Annotated in this window: 12 protein-coding genes; 11 read left to right on the forward strand and 1 reads right to left on the reverse strand. The window is 62.0% G+C overall.

Annotated elements, in window-relative coordinates:
- Positions 1-77: 77 nt before the first annotated feature.
- The 4 genes from EQV97_RS04740 to EQV97_RS04755 all read left to right on the forward strand — a co-directional run bounded on the left by EQV97_RS04740 (position 78) and on the right by EQV97_RS04755 (position 3,378).
- Positions 78-1,511 (forward strand): PLP-dependent aminotransferase family protein, encoded by a 1,434-nt coding sequence (locus EQV97_RS04740; RefSeq protein ID WP_240888527.1) that lies wholly within the window; start codon positions 78-80, stop codon positions 1,509-1,511.
- Between the two features lie 124 nt (positions 1,512-1,635).
- Positions 1,636-1,929 carry an antibiotic biosynthesis monooxygenase family protein gene (locus EQV97_RS04745; RefSeq protein WP_122839730.1) on the forward strand — a complete coding sequence of 98 codons (294 nt, stop codon included), beginning with the start codon at positions 1,636-1,638 and terminating at the stop codon, positions 1,927-1,929.
- Positions 1,930-2,026: 97 nt separating this feature from the next.
- Positions 2,027-2,443: a cupin domain-containing protein gene (locus EQV97_RS04750; RefSeq protein ID WP_201148125.1), complete on the forward strand. Its 417-nt coding sequence runs from the start codon at positions 2,027-2,029 to the stop codon at positions 2,441-2,443.
- Between the two features lie 224 nt (positions 2,444-2,667).
- Positions 2,668-3,378, forward strand: a complete 711-nt coding sequence (locus EQV97_RS04755) for an ATPase (RefSeq protein WP_240888528.1) — start codon at positions 2,668-2,670, stop codon at positions 3,376-3,378.
- Between the two features lie 178 nt (positions 3,379-3,556).
- Here EQV97_RS04755 and EQV97_RS04760 read toward each other — a convergent pair whose 3' ends face one another.
- Positions 3,557-8,458 carry an NAD-glutamate dehydrogenase gene (locus EQV97_RS04760; RefSeq protein ID WP_240888529.1) on the reverse strand — a complete coding sequence of 1,634 codons (4,902 nt, stop codon included), beginning with the start codon at positions 8,456-8,458 and terminating at the stop codon, positions 3,557-3,559.
- Positions 8,459-8,962: 504 nt separating this feature from the next.
- On the opposite strand from EQV97_RS04760, the gene EQV97_RS04765 reads away from it, so the two are divergent.
- From EQV97_RS04765 to EQV97_RS04795, 7 genes are all read left to right on the forward strand, one after another.
- A complete protein-coding gene (locus EQV97_RS04765; RefSeq protein ID WP_240888530.1) occupies positions 8,963-9,316 on the forward strand; it encodes a hypothetical protein in 354 nt (117 codons plus the stop codon).
- 291 nt (positions 9,317-9,607) lie between these two features.
- Entirely contained in the window at positions 9,608-10,567 is a 960-nt protein-coding gene (locus EQV97_RS04770) for a MoxR family ATPase (RefSeq protein WP_122839725.1), read from the forward strand.
- 5 nt (positions 10,568-10,572) lie between these two features.
- The gene (locus EQV97_RS04775) at positions 10,573-11,517 is read left to right on the forward strand and encodes a DUF58 domain-containing protein (RefSeq protein WP_122839724.1); all 945 of its coding nucleotides are present in this window, start codon (positions 10,573-10,575) and stop codon (positions 11,515-11,517) included.
- Positions 11,514-12,008, forward strand: coding sequence for a DUF4381 domain-containing protein (locus tag EQV97_RS04780; RefSeq protein WP_122839723.1), 495 nt, complete (start codon positions 11,514-11,516; stop codon positions 12,006-12,008). Before EQV97_RS04775 ends, EQV97_RS04780 begins: the two co-directional genes overlap by 4 nt.
- A complete protein-coding gene (locus tag EQV97_RS04785; RefSeq protein WP_240888531.1) occupies positions 12,001-13,080 on the forward strand; it encodes a VWA domain-containing protein in 1,080 nt (359 codons plus the stop codon). Before EQV97_RS04780 ends, EQV97_RS04785 begins: the two co-directional genes overlap by 8 nt.
- Positions 13,077-14,819, forward strand: coding sequence for a tetratricopeptide repeat protein (locus EQV97_RS04790; protein WP_240888532.1), 1,743 nt, complete (start codon positions 13,077-13,079; stop codon positions 14,817-14,819). The genes EQV97_RS04785 and EQV97_RS04790 overlap by 4 nt, the downstream gene beginning before the upstream one ends.
- Positions 14,816-16,456 carry a BatD family protein gene (locus EQV97_RS04795; protein WP_240888533.1) on the forward strand — a complete coding sequence of 547 codons (1,641 nt, stop codon included), beginning with the start codon at positions 14,816-14,818 and terminating at the stop codon, positions 16,454-16,456. Before EQV97_RS04790 ends, EQV97_RS04795 begins: the two co-directional genes overlap by 4 nt.
- Positions 16,457-16,522: the final 66 nt, after the last annotated feature.

Consider the following 16,522-nt stretch of genomic DNA (forward strand, 5'->3'; position numbering starts at 1 on the left):
ACTACTGCATGCTCGTTCATGGGGGTAATCTTGCGCGATCGCACACGCCCCTGAATCGCCCCCGGAGCCCCGCCGGTATGGAACTTCATGTCGTCATCAACGGCCGCAAGGACCTGGCCGGCCAGTTGTACAAGCAACTGCGCAGCGCCATCGAATCCGGTCGCCTGGCGGCTGGCACCCAGTTGCCGCCCAGCCGCTTGCTGGCAGAGCAACTGGGCATCTCGCGCAAGACCATTTCCGATACCTATGCCCAGCTGACCTACGAGAACTTCCTTACCGGCGTCATCGGCAAAGGTACGTACGTCAACGCCCGCCCGGCCAAAATCACTCGGAAACAGAGCCATTCGGACCTGGCCAGTGCGCAAATCATCGAATCCTGGCGCAGCTTGCCAGTGTTCTTGCGCCACCCGACGCTGGACGGTTCACTGCGCTACGACTTTATTGGTGGCGCCACCAGCAAGGGGCAATTTCCCCAGGACGACTGGCGCAGGTGCACGGCCCACGCCTTGCGCCAGATGTCCGGCTCCAAAGGTTTCTACAGCCAGCCCGAAGGGCTGCCGGCGCTGCGCAATGCCATTGCCCGGCACATCGCTTTTTCCCGCGGGGTCAACTGCCAGGATGACGATGTGGTGGTGTGCAACGGCGCACAACAGGCACTGGACCTGATCTCCCGGGTGCTGACCCGTCCCGGCAGCCTGGTGGCCATGGAGGATCCCGGCTATCCACCGGCGCGCCTGCTGTTTGGCAGCCACGGTGCGACGGTGATCGGCGTGCCAGTGGATAGCGAAGGCATTCAAGTCGACAAGATCCCCTTGGGCACGCGGCTGATCTACGTCACACCCTCCCATCAATTCCCGCTCGGCATCCCCATGAGTACGCAACGTCGGCTGGCGCTGCTGGAGCGCGCTTATGAGCTGGGGGCGATCATCATCGAGGACGATTACGACAGCGAATTCCGCTATGAGGGCCGGCCGACAGACTCGCTGCAAAGCATGGACGAGCGCGGCATCGTGGCTTACGTCGGTACCTTTTCCAAAACCCTGTTGCCGGAGTTGCGCCTGGGTTATGCGATCTTGCCCCCGGCGATCCTCGAAGCGGTGATTCGCGCCAAGCAGCTCACCGACCTGCACACCTCGACCCTGCCCCAGTGGGCGCTTGCCAAGTTCATCGCCGAGGGGTGCCTGCTCAAGCACATCAGGCGTTGCCACACGATCTATGCCGGTCGGCGCGAGCGTATTCTCGAACGCGCAGCCACGGACCTTGCCCCCTGGCTCGAAGCGGTGCCTTCCACGGCAGGCTTTCACATGGTGCTGATGTTCAAGGTGCCTATCGATATGCCATTGCTGGTGGAATTGGCGAAAAAAGTCGAAGTCGGGCTGTATCCGATCGAGGGTTTCTACTACCAGCAGGCGCCAAGAGACGGGCTGCTCATGGGTTTTGGTGCCATCGAAACCCTGGACATCGACTTGGCCCTGAACCGTTTGCGCGACATTCTGCAGCAGGTCGCCTGATCGATTGGCGTAGGGGTTTATCAGGTGATTGGCTATTGGTGGTCCCGGGGTACAGGCCTATCCTGCCAAGGCGTTTATCCCTCAGTGAGCAGGATTCGTCCGGCCTGATTCAGGAGTGTGAGCAATGTCCACCAAAGTCATCAATACCGTACAGGTGCAGGCTGTTGCCGGCCGCTCCGAAGAGCTTGGCAAGCAACTGCAGAGAATTGTTGAAACCCTGCGCCAGCAACCAGGCTGCGAGTCGTACATGGTCGACCGCTGCCCCGAGGACAGCAACCGCTGGAACGTCAGCGCCCGCTGGCAATCGGAAGCGGCCATGCAGATGCATTTCAACTGCCCTGAAGTACAGGGCTTTATCGGCCTGATCGACAACCAACTGGCCAACGCGGTGGACTTCAACAGTTTCCCCATCCGCTGAGATTGGTCACCTGACCTTCCGGGGAATTGGCTGTTTGCCTGGCCTCACCTGCGCACTAATGTGGGTTCGGACAACCCCATTCTTCCAGGTGATAAACATGAAGACCCTGCGCTTGATCGCTGCTCCCCTTGCGGCACTGGCCCTGACCGTTTCCGCTGCTGCACTGGCCCACGAAGCTGCGCCATCGGAAAAGGTCACGGTGCTGCAAGACCAGATGCTGAAAAACGTGCCCGGCAAAAAAGCCTTGATGATCGAGGTCGATTACCAGCCCGGCCAGGCCTCCATAGCTCACAAGCATGAAGGCACCGCCATGGCCTACGTGCTGTCCGGCGAGATCATCTCGCAGGTCAAAGGCGAACAAGCAGTGTCGTACAAGGCCGGTGAGTACTGGTACGAGCCCGCCGGCTCGGAACACCTGGTCTCGAAAAACGCCAGCGCAACCCAACCTGCGAAACTGTTGGTATTCATGGTGCTGTCGCCGGACGAGAAAGTGTTGATCCCGTTGAAAAACTGATAGCTGAGCGACGATGCATAAATAATCAGGCCCATTTTAATTATTTGGGCCTTTTTATTTCTCCGAGCGATGAGTCGCCAATCTTTACGCCGAACGAAACTAATGACTGTAGCCGTGGCATCACCGGCGCTATTTCATTAAATGCTGACAGGACTAATCTTTGAATGATTGCCGGACGTCGGCGATAAACTTCATGAATCAAGCTGTTTCACTGGAGTAAGACCATGAAATCAGTGCTGATCAGTACACTGGCAATGACGGTTACCCTGACGGGCTGCTCCGTTCCAACTGCACCCGAATCGGTTGCTTCCCTGCATGGGATATTCTCCCAACCGGTAGGCCGCAGCGCTTCCACCAAGGTGCCCAGCGGGCCCGACAAATCCGTAGGCATTGTCTACAGTCGCAATACCCAGACCAATCGCGCTTACCTCGATGATTACCGCGCCAACGCGGGGACGGGCTTCGGCCAGAGCCTGTTGGTGCAGTCAATTCATGACGCCTATGTGGCCAGCTCTACACCGGACAGGGCTGTGGACTGGGTCAAGGCTTCGTTACAGCGCCACTTTGGCTCGGTGACGCAATACCCGGACATGCAGAGCCTGCGCGCGGCGAAGCCTGATGTGGCAGCAGTCGTTGATGCCCGCAGCCAGTTGATTACCTCGCGCAGTTCGGATGTGGAAGCGGATGTCAGTGCGCACTTCTATGACCGCGACCTTAACTACATCGGCACCGCTCGCGGGTACGACACCAAGTCATTGAGCCCTTTATGGGCCGATTACAAGCGCAGCGAAGAGATAGTTGCGGATATCAACGAGCAGCAGGAAGTGCAGGTTCGGGCATTGCAGAAATTTGACCAGTCGCTCAGTAATTTATTGACCGGACCGACAAGTAATGTCTCGATGATTGATGATAATACAAGCGGTAAGTTGTACTGAGTCTAATGGCCCCTTCGCGGGCAAGCCCGCTCCCACAGGGTTCGGTGTAGTGTGGAGATTATGTGCCCAACACAAAACTCTGTGGGAGCGGGCTTGCCCGCGAAGGGGCCCTTGCAGAGACACCCCAACAAAAAAAACCCGCATCTCTCAATGCGGGTTTTTTTCATTCAGCGACTGATTAAGCCGCCGGTTCCAGCTCTGCGCTGACCGTTGCAGGAGCAGGCACTACGGCTTGCCCGCTCAAGGCCAGGTCCAGCAACTCCCGGTTGGCCACGGCGTACATGGCGTAGTCCGTGCCACTGGCGGCGCGGATTTCCACCAGCATTGCGCGCCAGCGTTCGATCATGCTCGCGTGCTCTGCCATCCACAGTGCCAGGCGTGTTTCCACGTCCTGGGAACCGTCGCCCTGTTGCAGGACCGAGATGGTGATCGCACGTTGTTGCCAGTCGACGTCGTCGCGGAACGCTTCACGGGCCAGGGCCTGCCAGTTGTTTTCAACCGGCAAGGCACTGATCTGCTGCAGGTACCAGGTGATGTCCAGCGCGCTGCCCACGGCGAAGTAGGCCTTGGCCACGTCCGCAGCGTTCTGGCCGGTCACGTCGGAGGCCTCGATGATCGGCAGCAACGTGTACAGGTGCGAAGTACCAGCCACCATGCGTGCGAGCAGTTCCGGCACACCGGCTTCGACATACGCCTCGTAGCGCGCCTGCCAGTTCTCGTGGATCTCGCCACTGAGCAGTTCGTCGAGCTTGAGACCCAGCTCCTTGAGGTGCGGACCGAAGTGGGCGACGTCACGGGCAGCATTCTGCTCGTTGCGACGGGCACGCAGGAACCAGCGCGTAGCGCGGCGACCCAGGCGCATCAGCTCGTCCATCAGCTCCAGCTGCACGTCTGCCGACACCTGGTAGTCCAGGGCTTCGATCTGACGGAACCAGTGCGGGAGGTGGAAAATGTCGCGCACGATCACATAGGCGCCGGCCACGTTCGCCGGGCTCATGCCGGTCGACTCTTTGAGTCGTTGAACGAAGGTGATGCCCATGTGGTTGACCAGGTCATTGGCGATCTGGGTGCTGACGATTTCGCGCTTCAGACGGTGACGGCGCATGGCCGCAGAGAACTTGCTCACCAGGCTTGGCGGGAAAGCGGTTTCCATGTCGCGGGTCAGGTAGTCGTCGTCCGGCACCAGGGAGCCCAGCAACTGCTCCTTGAGGTCGATCTTGCTGTAGGAGATCAGCACCGACAGCTCGGCACGCGTCAGGCCATGGCCTTCGGCGATGCGTTCGTTGATCGCTTCCTCGGACGGCAGGAACTCGATGGCGCGGTCCAGCTTGCCGCGGCTTTCCAGGTCGTTCATCAGGCGCTTGTATTCGGCAATCCGCGGCAAGGCACGGCGAGCTGCCAGGGACAGCGCCTGCGTCTGCTTGTAGTTGTTGCCGAGCACCAGGTTGCCTACTTCGTCGGTCATGCTCGCCAGCAACAGGTTGCGTTGCTTGTCGGTCATGTCGCCGGCCTGAACCACTTCGTTCAGCAGGATCTTGATGTTCACTTCGTGGTCGGAGCAGTCCACGCCACCGGCGTTGTCGATGAAGTCGGTGTTGGAACCGCCACCATTGAGGCCGAATTCCACGCGACCGAGCTGGGTCATGCCCAGGTTACCGCCCTCGCCCACGACCTTGCAGCGCAGCTCGTTGCCGTTCACGCGCAGTGCATCGTTAGCCTTGTCGCCAACGTCGGCGTGGCTTTCGCTGCTGGCCTTGACGTAGGTGCCGATGCCACCGTTCCACAACAGGTCCACCGGCGCCTTGAGCAAGGCGTTCAGCAGTTCGGTCGGGGTCAGCTTGTCTGCCTTGATGTCGAAGCGCTCTTTCATCTGCGGGGAAATCGCGATGCTTTTAGCGCTACGGGAGAAGATCCCGCCACCCTCGGACATGATGCTGGTGTCGTAGTCCGACCAGGCCGAGCGCGGCAGGTCGAACAGGCGCTGACGCTCAGCGAAGCTGTTGGCCGGCTGCGGGTTCGGGTCGATGAAGATGTGCAGGTGGTTGAACGCTGCGACCAGTTGCAGCTTGTCGGACATCAGCAAGCCGTTACCGAACACGTCGCCGGCCATGTCGCCGACGCCCACCACGGTGATGCTGTCTTCCTGGACGTTGATGCCGCGCTCGCGGAAATGGCGTTGTACGCCAACCCACGCGCCTTTGGCGGTGATGCCCATTTTCTTGTGGTCGTAACCGGCGGAACCACCGGACGCGAACGCGTCACCGAGCCAGAAACCATAGTCGATGGCAATGCCGTTGGCGATGTCGGAGAAGGTCGCAGTGCCCTTGTCCGCAGCCACCACCAGGTACGGGTCATCGTCATCATGGCGCACGACGTTGACCGGCGGTACCAGCGCACCGTCTTTGAGGTTGTCGGTGATGTCCAGCAGGCCGGAAATGAAGATGCGATAGCAGGCGATGCCCTCTGCCGCGATCTCGTCACGGCTGCCGCCCAATGGCAGGCGCCGTGGCAGGAAGCCACCCTTCGCACCCACCGGCACGATGACCGAGTTCTTCACTTGCTGGGCTTTCACCAGGCCCAGGACTTCGGTACGGAAGTCTTCTTCACGATCAGACCAGCGCAGACCGCCACGAGCGACATTACCGAAGCGCAGGTGCACGCCTTCGACACGAGGCGAGTAGACGAAGATTTCGAACTTCGGTACTGGCTTTGGCAGCTCGGGAATCTGGTGCGGGTTGAACTTGAAGCTGAAGTACGACTTGTTATGGCCGTTGGCATCAGTCTGGTAGAAGTTGGTGCGCAGCGTGGCCTTGATCAGGTCCAGGTAGCGACGCAGGATGCGGTCTTCGTTCAACACCTGGACGTCGTCCAGTGCGGTGACGATGGCTTGCTCCAGACGTTGCTGCTTGTCTTCCAGATCGTCGCTGGTGAGCTTGCGCGCCAGGTAGAAACGGGTCTTGAACAACCGGGTCAGCTCACGAGCGATGTCGGTGTGGTTGTTCAGGGTGCTGGCGATGTAGCCCAGGTCGAAGCCCAGACGGATCTGCTTCATGTAGCGTGCGTAGGCACGCAGCAGCGCCACGTCGCGCCATGGCAGGCCGGCGGTCAGTACCAGGCGGTTGAACGCATCGTTCTCGGCATCGCCACGCACGATGTGGACGAACGCGTCCTGCAAGGTGTCGTTGAGTTGCTGGATATCGAGGTCCAGGCCTTCGGCGGCGGTGAAGGCGAAATCGTGAATCCAGAACTCGCGGCCATTGTTGTGGCGCAGGCGGTACGGGAATTCACCGAGCACGCGCAGCCCGAGGTTTTCCAGGATCGGCAACACGTCGGACAGGGCCAGCGGGGTATCGGCGTGATACAGCTTGCAGTGCAGCTCGCGCTTGCCGGAGACCTGGCCCAGCGGCTGGTAGAAGCTCATCACCAGCGGATTTTTTTCGCTCAGGCTCAACAGGTGCTGCATGTCGACCACAGCCGAATGCGCCGCGAAACGCTCGCGATAGCCGGCCGGGAAGCCTTTGGGGAAGTCTGCCAGCACGTTGGTGCCACTGGCTTCGCCGAAGCTCTCAACGGTGAGGCTGGCGTAGTCGTCCTGCCAGCTGCGGCAGGCCTGCACCACTTCTTTTTCCAGCAGGACCGGGTCGATGTCCAGGCGGTTCTTTGGATCAACCCGCAGAATCAGTTGCACACGGGCCAGCACGGACTCGGAGAAGAAGGTCCAGAACTCGCAGTCCGAGGCCTTCAGGCGATCCATCAGTACTTGCTGGATCTTCTGGCGCACTTCGGTGGAGTAGATGTCGCGCGGCACATAGGCCAGGCAGTAGCAGAAACGACCGTACGGGTCTTTGCGCAGGAACACGCGGATCTTGTTGCGTTCCTGGATCTGCACGATCGACATCACGGTGGCGAACAGCTCGTCGACCGGGGTCTGGAACAGGTCGTCACGTGGCAGTACTTCGACCACCTGCGCCAGTTCCTTGCCCAGGTGAGCCTTGGCCTGGAAGCCGGAGCGGCGTTCGATTTCCTCGACCTTGCGGCGGATGTACGGAATGACCCGCACGCTCTCGCCATACACCGAAGAGGTGTACAGGCCCATGAAACGGCATTCCTTGATGACCTTGCCGTCGGCATCGATCTCACGGATCGACACGTAGTCAGGGTAAGCCGGACGGTGCACACGGCTTGGGTGCGCGGCCTTGGCGAACGACAGCAGGGTCGGTTCACGCAGGTACTTCACGGCATAGTCTTCGATGCGCAGGTCGTCGTAGGTCAGGCCGGTACGCAGCAACTTGGTCAGGCCAAGGAAAGAATCCTGGTCGTAGACGATGTGGCCGCCATCGGCTTCATCGCTTACCACGAATTCTTCGTAGCCGAGGAAGGTGAAGTGGTTGCCCACCAGCCATTCCAGGAAGCTTTTGATTTCGTTCTTTTCTTCAGCGTCGACAGCAAACCGGCTGTTATCGAGGCCGGTCAGGATTTCCTGGACCTTGGCTTTCATCGGCTCGAAATCGGCGACCGCCACGCGGACCTCACCGAGCACCTGCTCCAGCTCTTTGCTCAATACGTTCAGTTCGGCCGCGTTGGCGCAGCGGTCGATTTCCAGGTACATCAGGGATTCTTGCAGGATCCCCTCGCCCTGGGTGCCTTTTGGCAGGATTTCCAGCAACTCGCCCTTGCTGCCGCGACGCACGCTCAGCACAGTGGTTTGCAGGGTATGAATGCTGTAGCCGCGACGGTTCAGCTCGGTACGCACCGAGTCCACCAGGAACGGCAGGTCGTGGTGCAGCACTTCGACCGCAGTATGGGTCGACTGCCAGCCATGGCGTTCGTAATCAGGGTTGTAGACGCGCACTTGCGGCTGCGCGTGATCGAAGCGCTCAAGCAGGCGCCACGCAGATAGGGTGCACCCGGCGAGGTCGGACAACCGACGTTGAGTCAGCTCGTCGAGGGAAATGATGCCGAAAAATTGTTCAGCAAACAGCGCCACTTGTGGCAGTGCCTGTTCACTGATGTGCTGCGCCAGTGCCGCTTGCAGTTGGTGCTGGAAGTCGGCTTTGCTGGCTGCGGTGAAGAACGCCATCTGTGGTACTCCGCTTGGGCTTGTTATTGATGGAAGCGTCGCGTGCAAAACCCCTCGCGGGGCGATCCGTCACCCTGTTCCTGATTCTCGGGCAGAGGAAACAGGGTCACAGGTGGGTGAAGCTGGACGAGACACTCGGGTCACATTCACCTTCCATGAATGGGCATCTGCAAAAACCACTGCGCGATGGATTGCGCACTGTCTTTACGGGTATCCATTCGATGCGCAGCTTAACGAGTGCGACAATGTGCCTGCTTGCGGTGCTGCGACATATTCGGTCATCCGCACGCAGGTTGTAGCCTGCGCATCGAACAACACTAGCAGTCGCGGGGCAAAAAGGCCGGCTTGAGCCCTGTTTTGCGGCGCATTCGTGCCGGAAGTGACCAGTAACGCCTCGGATGTTCACGACACATCCTCTGACACTCAGGCGAGCAGAAATTCCCGGCGGCTGGCAGAATCGTCCTTTCTTCACCTCCACAACGCTCCTCGAGCCAGGATTTACCCATGCAAATGACCACCGCCCTGTTGATCGTCAACCCATGCGATGACGAAGAAGACAACATGGCCATGCTCGCCTGCCACAGCGAGCAGGGCGAGATGTTCCTGATGACCCGCTACCCGGACGAAGACGCGCTGGACATCACCCTGGACGGTGAACCTTCGACCCTGGAAGGCGTAAAAGTGACCCTGAGCCCTACCCGCCTGCTGATCGAAATCGCTCCAGGGGATGTCGATGCGCTGAATGGGGATGATTGCCTGGAGATCATTCACAACACTGAGGCGGGTGATCTGCCGGAGGTGGAGGAGACTTTGCAGAATATTCTCAAAGGCACTGGGACTTATATCCGCGAGGTTTGATGGCGTTCAGACGGGCCTTATCGCGGGCAAGCCCGCTCCCACAGGTTTCAGCGATGTGCTTGCGATGTATGTAACACATGAAATCCTGTGGGAGCGGGCTTGCCCGCGATGAGGCCGGCACCCTGTCACTCCAGCCCCGGCGCTGCAATTTTCAAACGATCTCGCCCATCATTTCCCCCATTTCACGCAAAAAGCCGTTAGTCGCCACCCCCCACCATGCATTAAAGTAACGCCCCCAGCCCTCGGCGTTATCGCAACGTCTGCGGTCACCCTTTCCAGGAACAGTCATCGATGGAACATCGTGAAGCGCTGCTCGCGCTGCGAACCTTTCTTTCAACGCAGATTCTCGGCCAGGAAAAACTCATCGAGCGCTTGCTCATCGCCTTGCTCGCCGACGGCCATATGCTGGTCGAGGGCGCGCCCGGGCTGGCTAAAACCAAGGCCATCAAGGAGCTCGCCGAGGGCATCGAAGCGCAGTTCCATCGAATCCAGTTCACCCCCGACCTGTTGCCCGCCGACATCACCGGCACGGAAATCTATCGGCCGGAAACCGGCAGCTTTGTGTTCCAGCAAGGGCCGATCTTCCATAACCTGGTGCTGGCTGACGAGATCAACCGCGCTCCGGCCAAGGTGCAGTCGGCGTTGCTGGAGGCCATGGCCGAGCGCCAGGTCAGCGTTGGGCGCAGTACTTATGACCTGTCGCCGCTGTTCCTGGTGATGGCGACGCAAAACCCCATCGAACAGGAAGGCACCTATCCCCTGCCCGAGGCCCAGCTTGACCGCTTCCTGATGCACGTGAAGATCGGCTTTCCGGATGCTGCGGTCGAGCGCCGGATCCTGCAGCAGGCCCGCGGCGAAGCGCTTAACGGTGAAACCAAACCCGAGCGCCGCGTCAGCCAGCAGGCGATCTTCGCCGCGCGCAAGGAAATCCTCGGGCTGTACATGGCTGACGCCGTGGAGGAGTACCTGGTGCAACTGGTCATGGCCACCCGCACCCCGGGCAAGTTCGATCCGGAGATGGCCGAGTGGATCGCTTATGGTGCAAGCCCGCGGGGCTCGATCGCCCTGGACCGCTGCGCCAGGGCCCATGCCTGGCTCGCGGGTCGAGACTTTGTCAGCCCGGAAGACATCCAGGCGGTATTGTTCGACGTGTTGCGTCACCGCATCATTCTGTCCTTCGAAGCCGAAGCCGCAGGCATCGACCAGGACCGGGTGGTCCAGCGGATTCTCGACGTCGTAGCCGTCGCTTGACCTCGATGAACAGTCTCCCGCTGCCCGAGCCGGGCATTCGTGTCAGCCTCGCCGAGTTGATCGAAATGCGCCATCGCGTACGCGAAGTGCAGCTGTTTTCCACGCCGAGCCAGCGCAGCCCGTTGATTGGCCTGCATCACTCCAAGCTCCGCGGCCGGGGCGTGGATTTCGATCAGGTACGGGTCTACCAGGCCGGCGACGATGTGCGTACCATCGATTGGCGCGTCACCGCTCGCACCCAGGAACCCCACACCAAGTTGTTCCATGAAGAGCGCGAGCGGCCGATCTTTATCATGGTCGAACAGAGCCGCCGGCTGTTTTTCGGCTCCGGGCTGATGTTCAAGTCGGTGCTGGCTGCCCAGGCAGCGAGCCTGATCGGCTGGGCAGCGTTGGGCCATAACGACCGCGTGGGCGGCCTGGTGTTCGGCGACAATGAGCATTACGAGATCAAGCCGCGCCGCAGCAAACAGAGCCTGCTGCAACTGCTCAACCGCCTGGTGCGGGTCAACCAGTCCCTGCACACCGAGGGCGAGACCCATCGCGACGCCCTCAACCTGGCCCTGCGCCGCGCCCGGGAAGTGTTGCGTCCAGGCAGCCTGGTGATCGTGATCTGCGATGAGCGCGCCCTGACGGAAGGCTCCGAGCAACAGCTGAGCCTGTTATCCCGCCACTGCGACCTGCTGCTGCTGCCGGTGTCCGATCCCCTCGATCATGCTTTGCCCGCTGCGGGGCTGTTGCGCTTTGCCGAGCGCGGAGCGCAACTGGAACTCGACACCCTCAATTTCGAGCTGCGCCAGGCCTATCGCGCCCAGGCTGAAGCGCGCGTCGCCCGCTGGGAACTGCTGGCGCAGAAGTTGCGTGTGCTGCTGATGCCCCTGAGCACCCAAAGTGAAATGGTCGAGCAGCTGCGCGAGTACCTCAACCCGCAAAAACCGGGGAAAGGTCGATGAGCAGCCTCGATCAATTGCAACCGCTGATCACCCCCTCCCCGATCGGTTTCTGGCCACCCGCGCCCGGCTGGTGGCTGCTGCTGTTGCTGCTGCCACTGCTCGGCTTCGGCCTGTGGCAACTGCGCCGGCTGATTCCGGACAAGCGCCCGATCGTGCGCGCCGAGCAACCGCTGGACCCGGTACGGGTCGCCGCCCTGGCGGAACTGGCCATGATGCCCAAACCCTACGATGGCGCCCCGGCAGGCGCCTGGTTGCAGCAACTCAACGGGCTGCTCAAACGCCTGTGCCGAAACCACTACCCCTACAGCCAGAGCCACACGCTCAACGGACGCAAATGGCTGGCGTTCCTCGATAACCGCTGCCCGGCTGCCGGCCTGACGCGCTGGATGGTGCTGGTCGAAGGTGCCTACAAGCCCGAGTGCAAACTCGATGACAAGGCCATCGCCGGCCTGACCCAGGCCATCGACACCTGGATTCGCAAACATGTTTGAGTTCGCCTGGCCGTGGATCTTCGCCCTGCTGCCGCTGCCCTGGTTGATGCGGGTGCTGCTGCCCGTGGCCGACAGTGGCGAGCCCGCACTGAAAGTCAGCTTTCTCAATGACCTTGAAGGCCTGGCTCGACGTCGTGCCCGCGCCAATCTCCCGGCCTGGCGCCAGCAGGCACCGTACATTTTGCTGTGGCTGTTGTTACTGATGGCTGCTGCACGCCCGCAATGGCTCGGCGAGCCGCTGCCCATCGCCGCCAGTGGCCGCGACCTGCTGGTGGCCGTGGACGTCTCCGGCTCCATGGATTTCCCCGACATGCGCTGGCAGGACGAAGACGTCAGCCGTCTGAATCTGGTCCAGCACCTGCTGGGGGATTTCCTCGAGGGTCGCGAGGGCGATCGGGTCGGCCTGATCCTTTTCGGCAGCCAGGCCTACCTGCAAGCCCCGCTGACCTTTGACCGGCGCACCGTACGGGTATGGCTCGACGAGGCGCGCATCGGCATCGCCGGCAAAAACACCGCCATCGGCGATGCCATTGGCCTGGCCCTGAAACGCCTGCGATTGCGCCCGACCCACAGCCGCGTGCTGATCCTGGTCACGGACGGCGCCAACAATGGTGGCGAGATCGATCCGCTGACGGCCGCGCGCCTGGCTGCCAATGAGGGCGTGAAGATCTACCCGATCGGCATCGGCGCCGATCCCGAGGAAAGTGGCACTGCAGGTTTTCTCGGCGTCAACCCGAGCCTGGACCTGGACGAGCCGTCGCTCAAGGCGATCGCCGAAGTCACCGGCGGCCGCTACTTCCGCGCACGCGATGGCAAGGAACTGGAGTCGATCAAGGACACACTCGATCAACTGGAGCCGGTGACTCAGCAGCCGACCCAGGCGCGCCCGGCCCAATCGCTTTACCACTGGCCGCTGGCACTCGCACTGGTGTTGAGCATGTTGCTGGTGGTCCGCGAACGCTGGCCAAACAACCTGCTGCAACGCCTGTTCACCAAGGAACTGTTCTTGCAATCGCAACTGCCCGACTGGCGCAGACGACTTGAGCGCCTGCGCCTGCGGAGACGCCGATGAGCGCGCTCTGGCCCTTCTGGTTCCGTCCTGCCTGGCTTCTGGTATTACCGCTGCTGGCCTGGTTGCTGTGGCAGCTGTGGCACCGGCAAAAACGTGCGGGTCGCTGGCAGATGATCTTGCCGCCGGCCTTCCATGCGGCGCTGCTCAGTGGCGGCAGTGGACGCGATAGCAAGCTGCCTTGGGTGGCCCTCGGCCTGGCCTGGACGCTGGGGCTTGTGGCCCTGCTTGGCCCGGGCTGGGAGCGCGTCGAGCAAACCAGCCAGAAACCTGCCGACCCACTGGTGGTGGTGCTGGAGCTGACCCCGGAAATGCTCGCCACCGATGTGCCGCCAAACCGCCTGGAGCAAGCGCGACGCAAGCTGTTCGACCTGCTGCAGCATCGCAGCGATGCGCAAACGGCAATCGTTGTCTATGCCGGCAGCGCCCATACACTGGTGCCCCTGACCGACGACCTGGCCACCAGCCGCAATCTTCTGGACGCACTCAAGCCATCGCTGATGCCGCAACCGGGCCATCGCGCTGACCTGGCGGTGGTCAAGGCACTTGCGCTGCTCAAGCAGGCGGCGCTTGGCGACGGACGCATCCTGCTGATTGGCTCCACCCTCACCGAGCAGGAGCGCCAGGGCATTCGCCAGGCACTGGGGGGCCAATCCACGCAATTGCTGATGCTCGGTGTTGGCACCGCTGAGGGCGCGCCGATCACCCAGGAGGATGGCAGCTTCCTCAAGGACGACCAGGGCGCGATCCTGGTGCCTCGCCTCGATGAACCCGGCCTCAAAGCGTTCGCCAACGCCCTGGACGGCCGCTACCGCCACGCTCGCCTGGAGGACACCGACCTGCGTGCCCTCGGACTGTTTGACGGGCCACGGGCAATGCGCAACGACGGCCAGACACTGCGCCTCGACACCTGGGCGGATCAGGGTTACTGGCTGTTGTTGCCGCTGCTGTTGCTGGCGGCCTGCGCCGGTCGACGTGGCTGGCTGTTCTGCCTGCCGCTGCTGTTGCTGATGCCCCAGGAAAGTTATGCCTTCGAGTTCGAAGACCTGTGGTTGCGCCCCGACCAGCAAGGGCTGCACCTGCTCAAGCAGAAACGCCCGGCCGAGGCCGCCCAGCACTTCCAGGATCCACAGTGGCAAGGTGTCGCGCTTTATGAAGCAGGCGACTACAGTGGCGCCGCCCAGCGGTTTGCCCGGGGCGACGACGCGCATGCCCACTACAATCGTGGCAATGCCCTGGCTCGCAGCGGTGAACTCGAAGCGGCGTTGGACGCTTACGACCAGGCACTGGAACGCCAGCCGGATCTGCGTCCGGCGCTGACCAACAAGGCGCTGGTGGAAGACCTGCTCAAACACAAGACCACCCCACCGGCGGTCGAGCCGCAGCAGGAACCCGACCAGCCGTCACCGGCTTCCGAGCCCGAGCCGGCCCCTGGCGCCGCGACCCAGCCTGCCAGCGAAGGCGAGTCCGCCAGCGATGCACCGCAGGCCAGCACGGAGCCCGGCGAAGATGAGCCGACCACCCCGCCAAAACCCGGGGCCAATGAAGTGCCCGGCAGCGAGCTGGGCGATGAACAGCACACCACGCCGCCGCAGCGTCCGGCCGACGAGGCGATTGACGGCGAGCAGCGCCAGGCCCTGGAGCAATGGCTACGCAAGATCCCGGATGACCCGGGAGAGTTGCTCAGACGCAAATTCTGGTACGAACAGCAACAACATCAGGATCAGGGAACCACTCGATGAACCGCTTCACCGCCTCCTTACTCGCACTGCTGTGCTGCACCGTTCAAGCCCAGGCGGCGGGCCTGGTCGCCAGCGTCGATCGCGGCCGCCTGAACTCCGGCGAGACCGTGGAGCTGACCCTGGAATCGGACGATGTGACCCAATTCGGCAAACCGGACCTGGCACCCCTGGAGCCCTTCTTCGAAGTACGCGGTACCCGCCAGGTCAACCAGCTCAATACCCTCAACGGTGATAACCAGGCCACCACCCGCTGGATCGTCACCCTGCTGCCCCGGCAGAACGGCAGCGTGGTCATTCCCTCGTTGCAGCTGGGCGATGCGCACAGCGAGCCACTTACCGTGCAAGTGGTCGAGGGCGAAACCCAGGACGGCGCGAAAAAGCTGCAGCCGGTATTCCTCGAAGTCAGCCTGGATCAGCCCAGCGTGTACGTGCAGGCCCAGGCGATCCTGACCTTGCGCATTTATCACTCGGTGTCGCTGTACGACGACAGCAGCCTGACGCCCTTGCAAATCCCCGATGCGCGCATCGAGCAATTGGGCGAGTCGCGGACCTACGAGAAAGTCATCAACGAAGTGCGCCACGGCGTGATCGAGATGCGCTATGCCATCTACCCGCAGCACAGCGGCGAATTAACCATTCCGGCGCAGGTCTTCAGCGCCACCCTGGTCGATACGCAACCGGCCCAGGACGGCGATGCCCAGGCGCCGAAATCCGGAAAACTGATGCGCGTTGGCTCCCCGGCCATTCTGCTCGACGTCAAGGCCAAGCCCGCCACCTGGCCGGCCGACGTACCCTGGCTGCCGGCGCGCAGCATCAGCCTGAGCGAAAGCTGGAACCCACCTGCAGACCAGGCTCAAGTGGGCAACTCACTGACCCGCAGCCTGATCCTGAAGGCCGAGGGCCTGGCCAGTTCGCAGCTGCCACCGCTGCCGGCCACCGAGATCAATGGGCTACGCCGCTATCCCGATCAACCGGTACTGGCCAACCACAACGGTGAACGCGGCCTGGTCGGCAGCCGCGAGGAACGCGAGGCCCTGGTACCGACCCGCAGCGGTGCGATCGAGTTGCCTGCCGTCGAAGTGGTCTGGTGGAACACCTTCGAAGATCACCTGGAGCACACCAGCCTGGCCGCACAAACCCTGCAGGTGGCCAACAACCCCAGCCTGGTGGTGGACACCCCCGCGAGCACCCCGCAAGCCATGAGCAGCGCCGACAGCGAAACCCTGTGGTGGTGGAAACTCAGTACATTGCTTCTGGCCTGCACCACATTACTGGGGTTCGGCCTGTGGTGGCGTGCCCGCTGGCAACCGGCGATCCTGCGGGCTGCGCAGGCAGGCCCGAGCCCGCGCACCGTGCTCGACGAACTCAAGCGCGCCTGCCAGGCCAACGATTCCCACGCCACCCGCCAGGCCCTGGATGCCTGGGCTCGACAACAACCGGAAACCCTGGCCGACATGGCCGCGCGCTTCGTCCCGCTGTCCGATGCCCTGGACGGCCTCAATGGCGCCCTGTACAGCGAAACCGGCCAGTATTGGCAAGGCGATGACCTGTGGCGGGCGATCAAGGCGATCCCGATTGCCGAGCGGGTCCAGGACCCGGTGGGCGACAGTGGCCTGCCGCCGTTGTATCCCAAATAAGGTCAGAAGATCTCAGCCTGCGGCAGCTCCTGCAGATGTACGCCATCCCTTTGCAGGAGCTGCCGC

This window comes from Pseudomonas sp. TMW22090, assembly GCF_022496665.1.
GTDB lineage: Bacteria > Pseudomonadota > Gammaproteobacteria > Pseudomonadales > Pseudomonadaceae > Aquipseudomonas > Aquipseudomonas gregormendelii.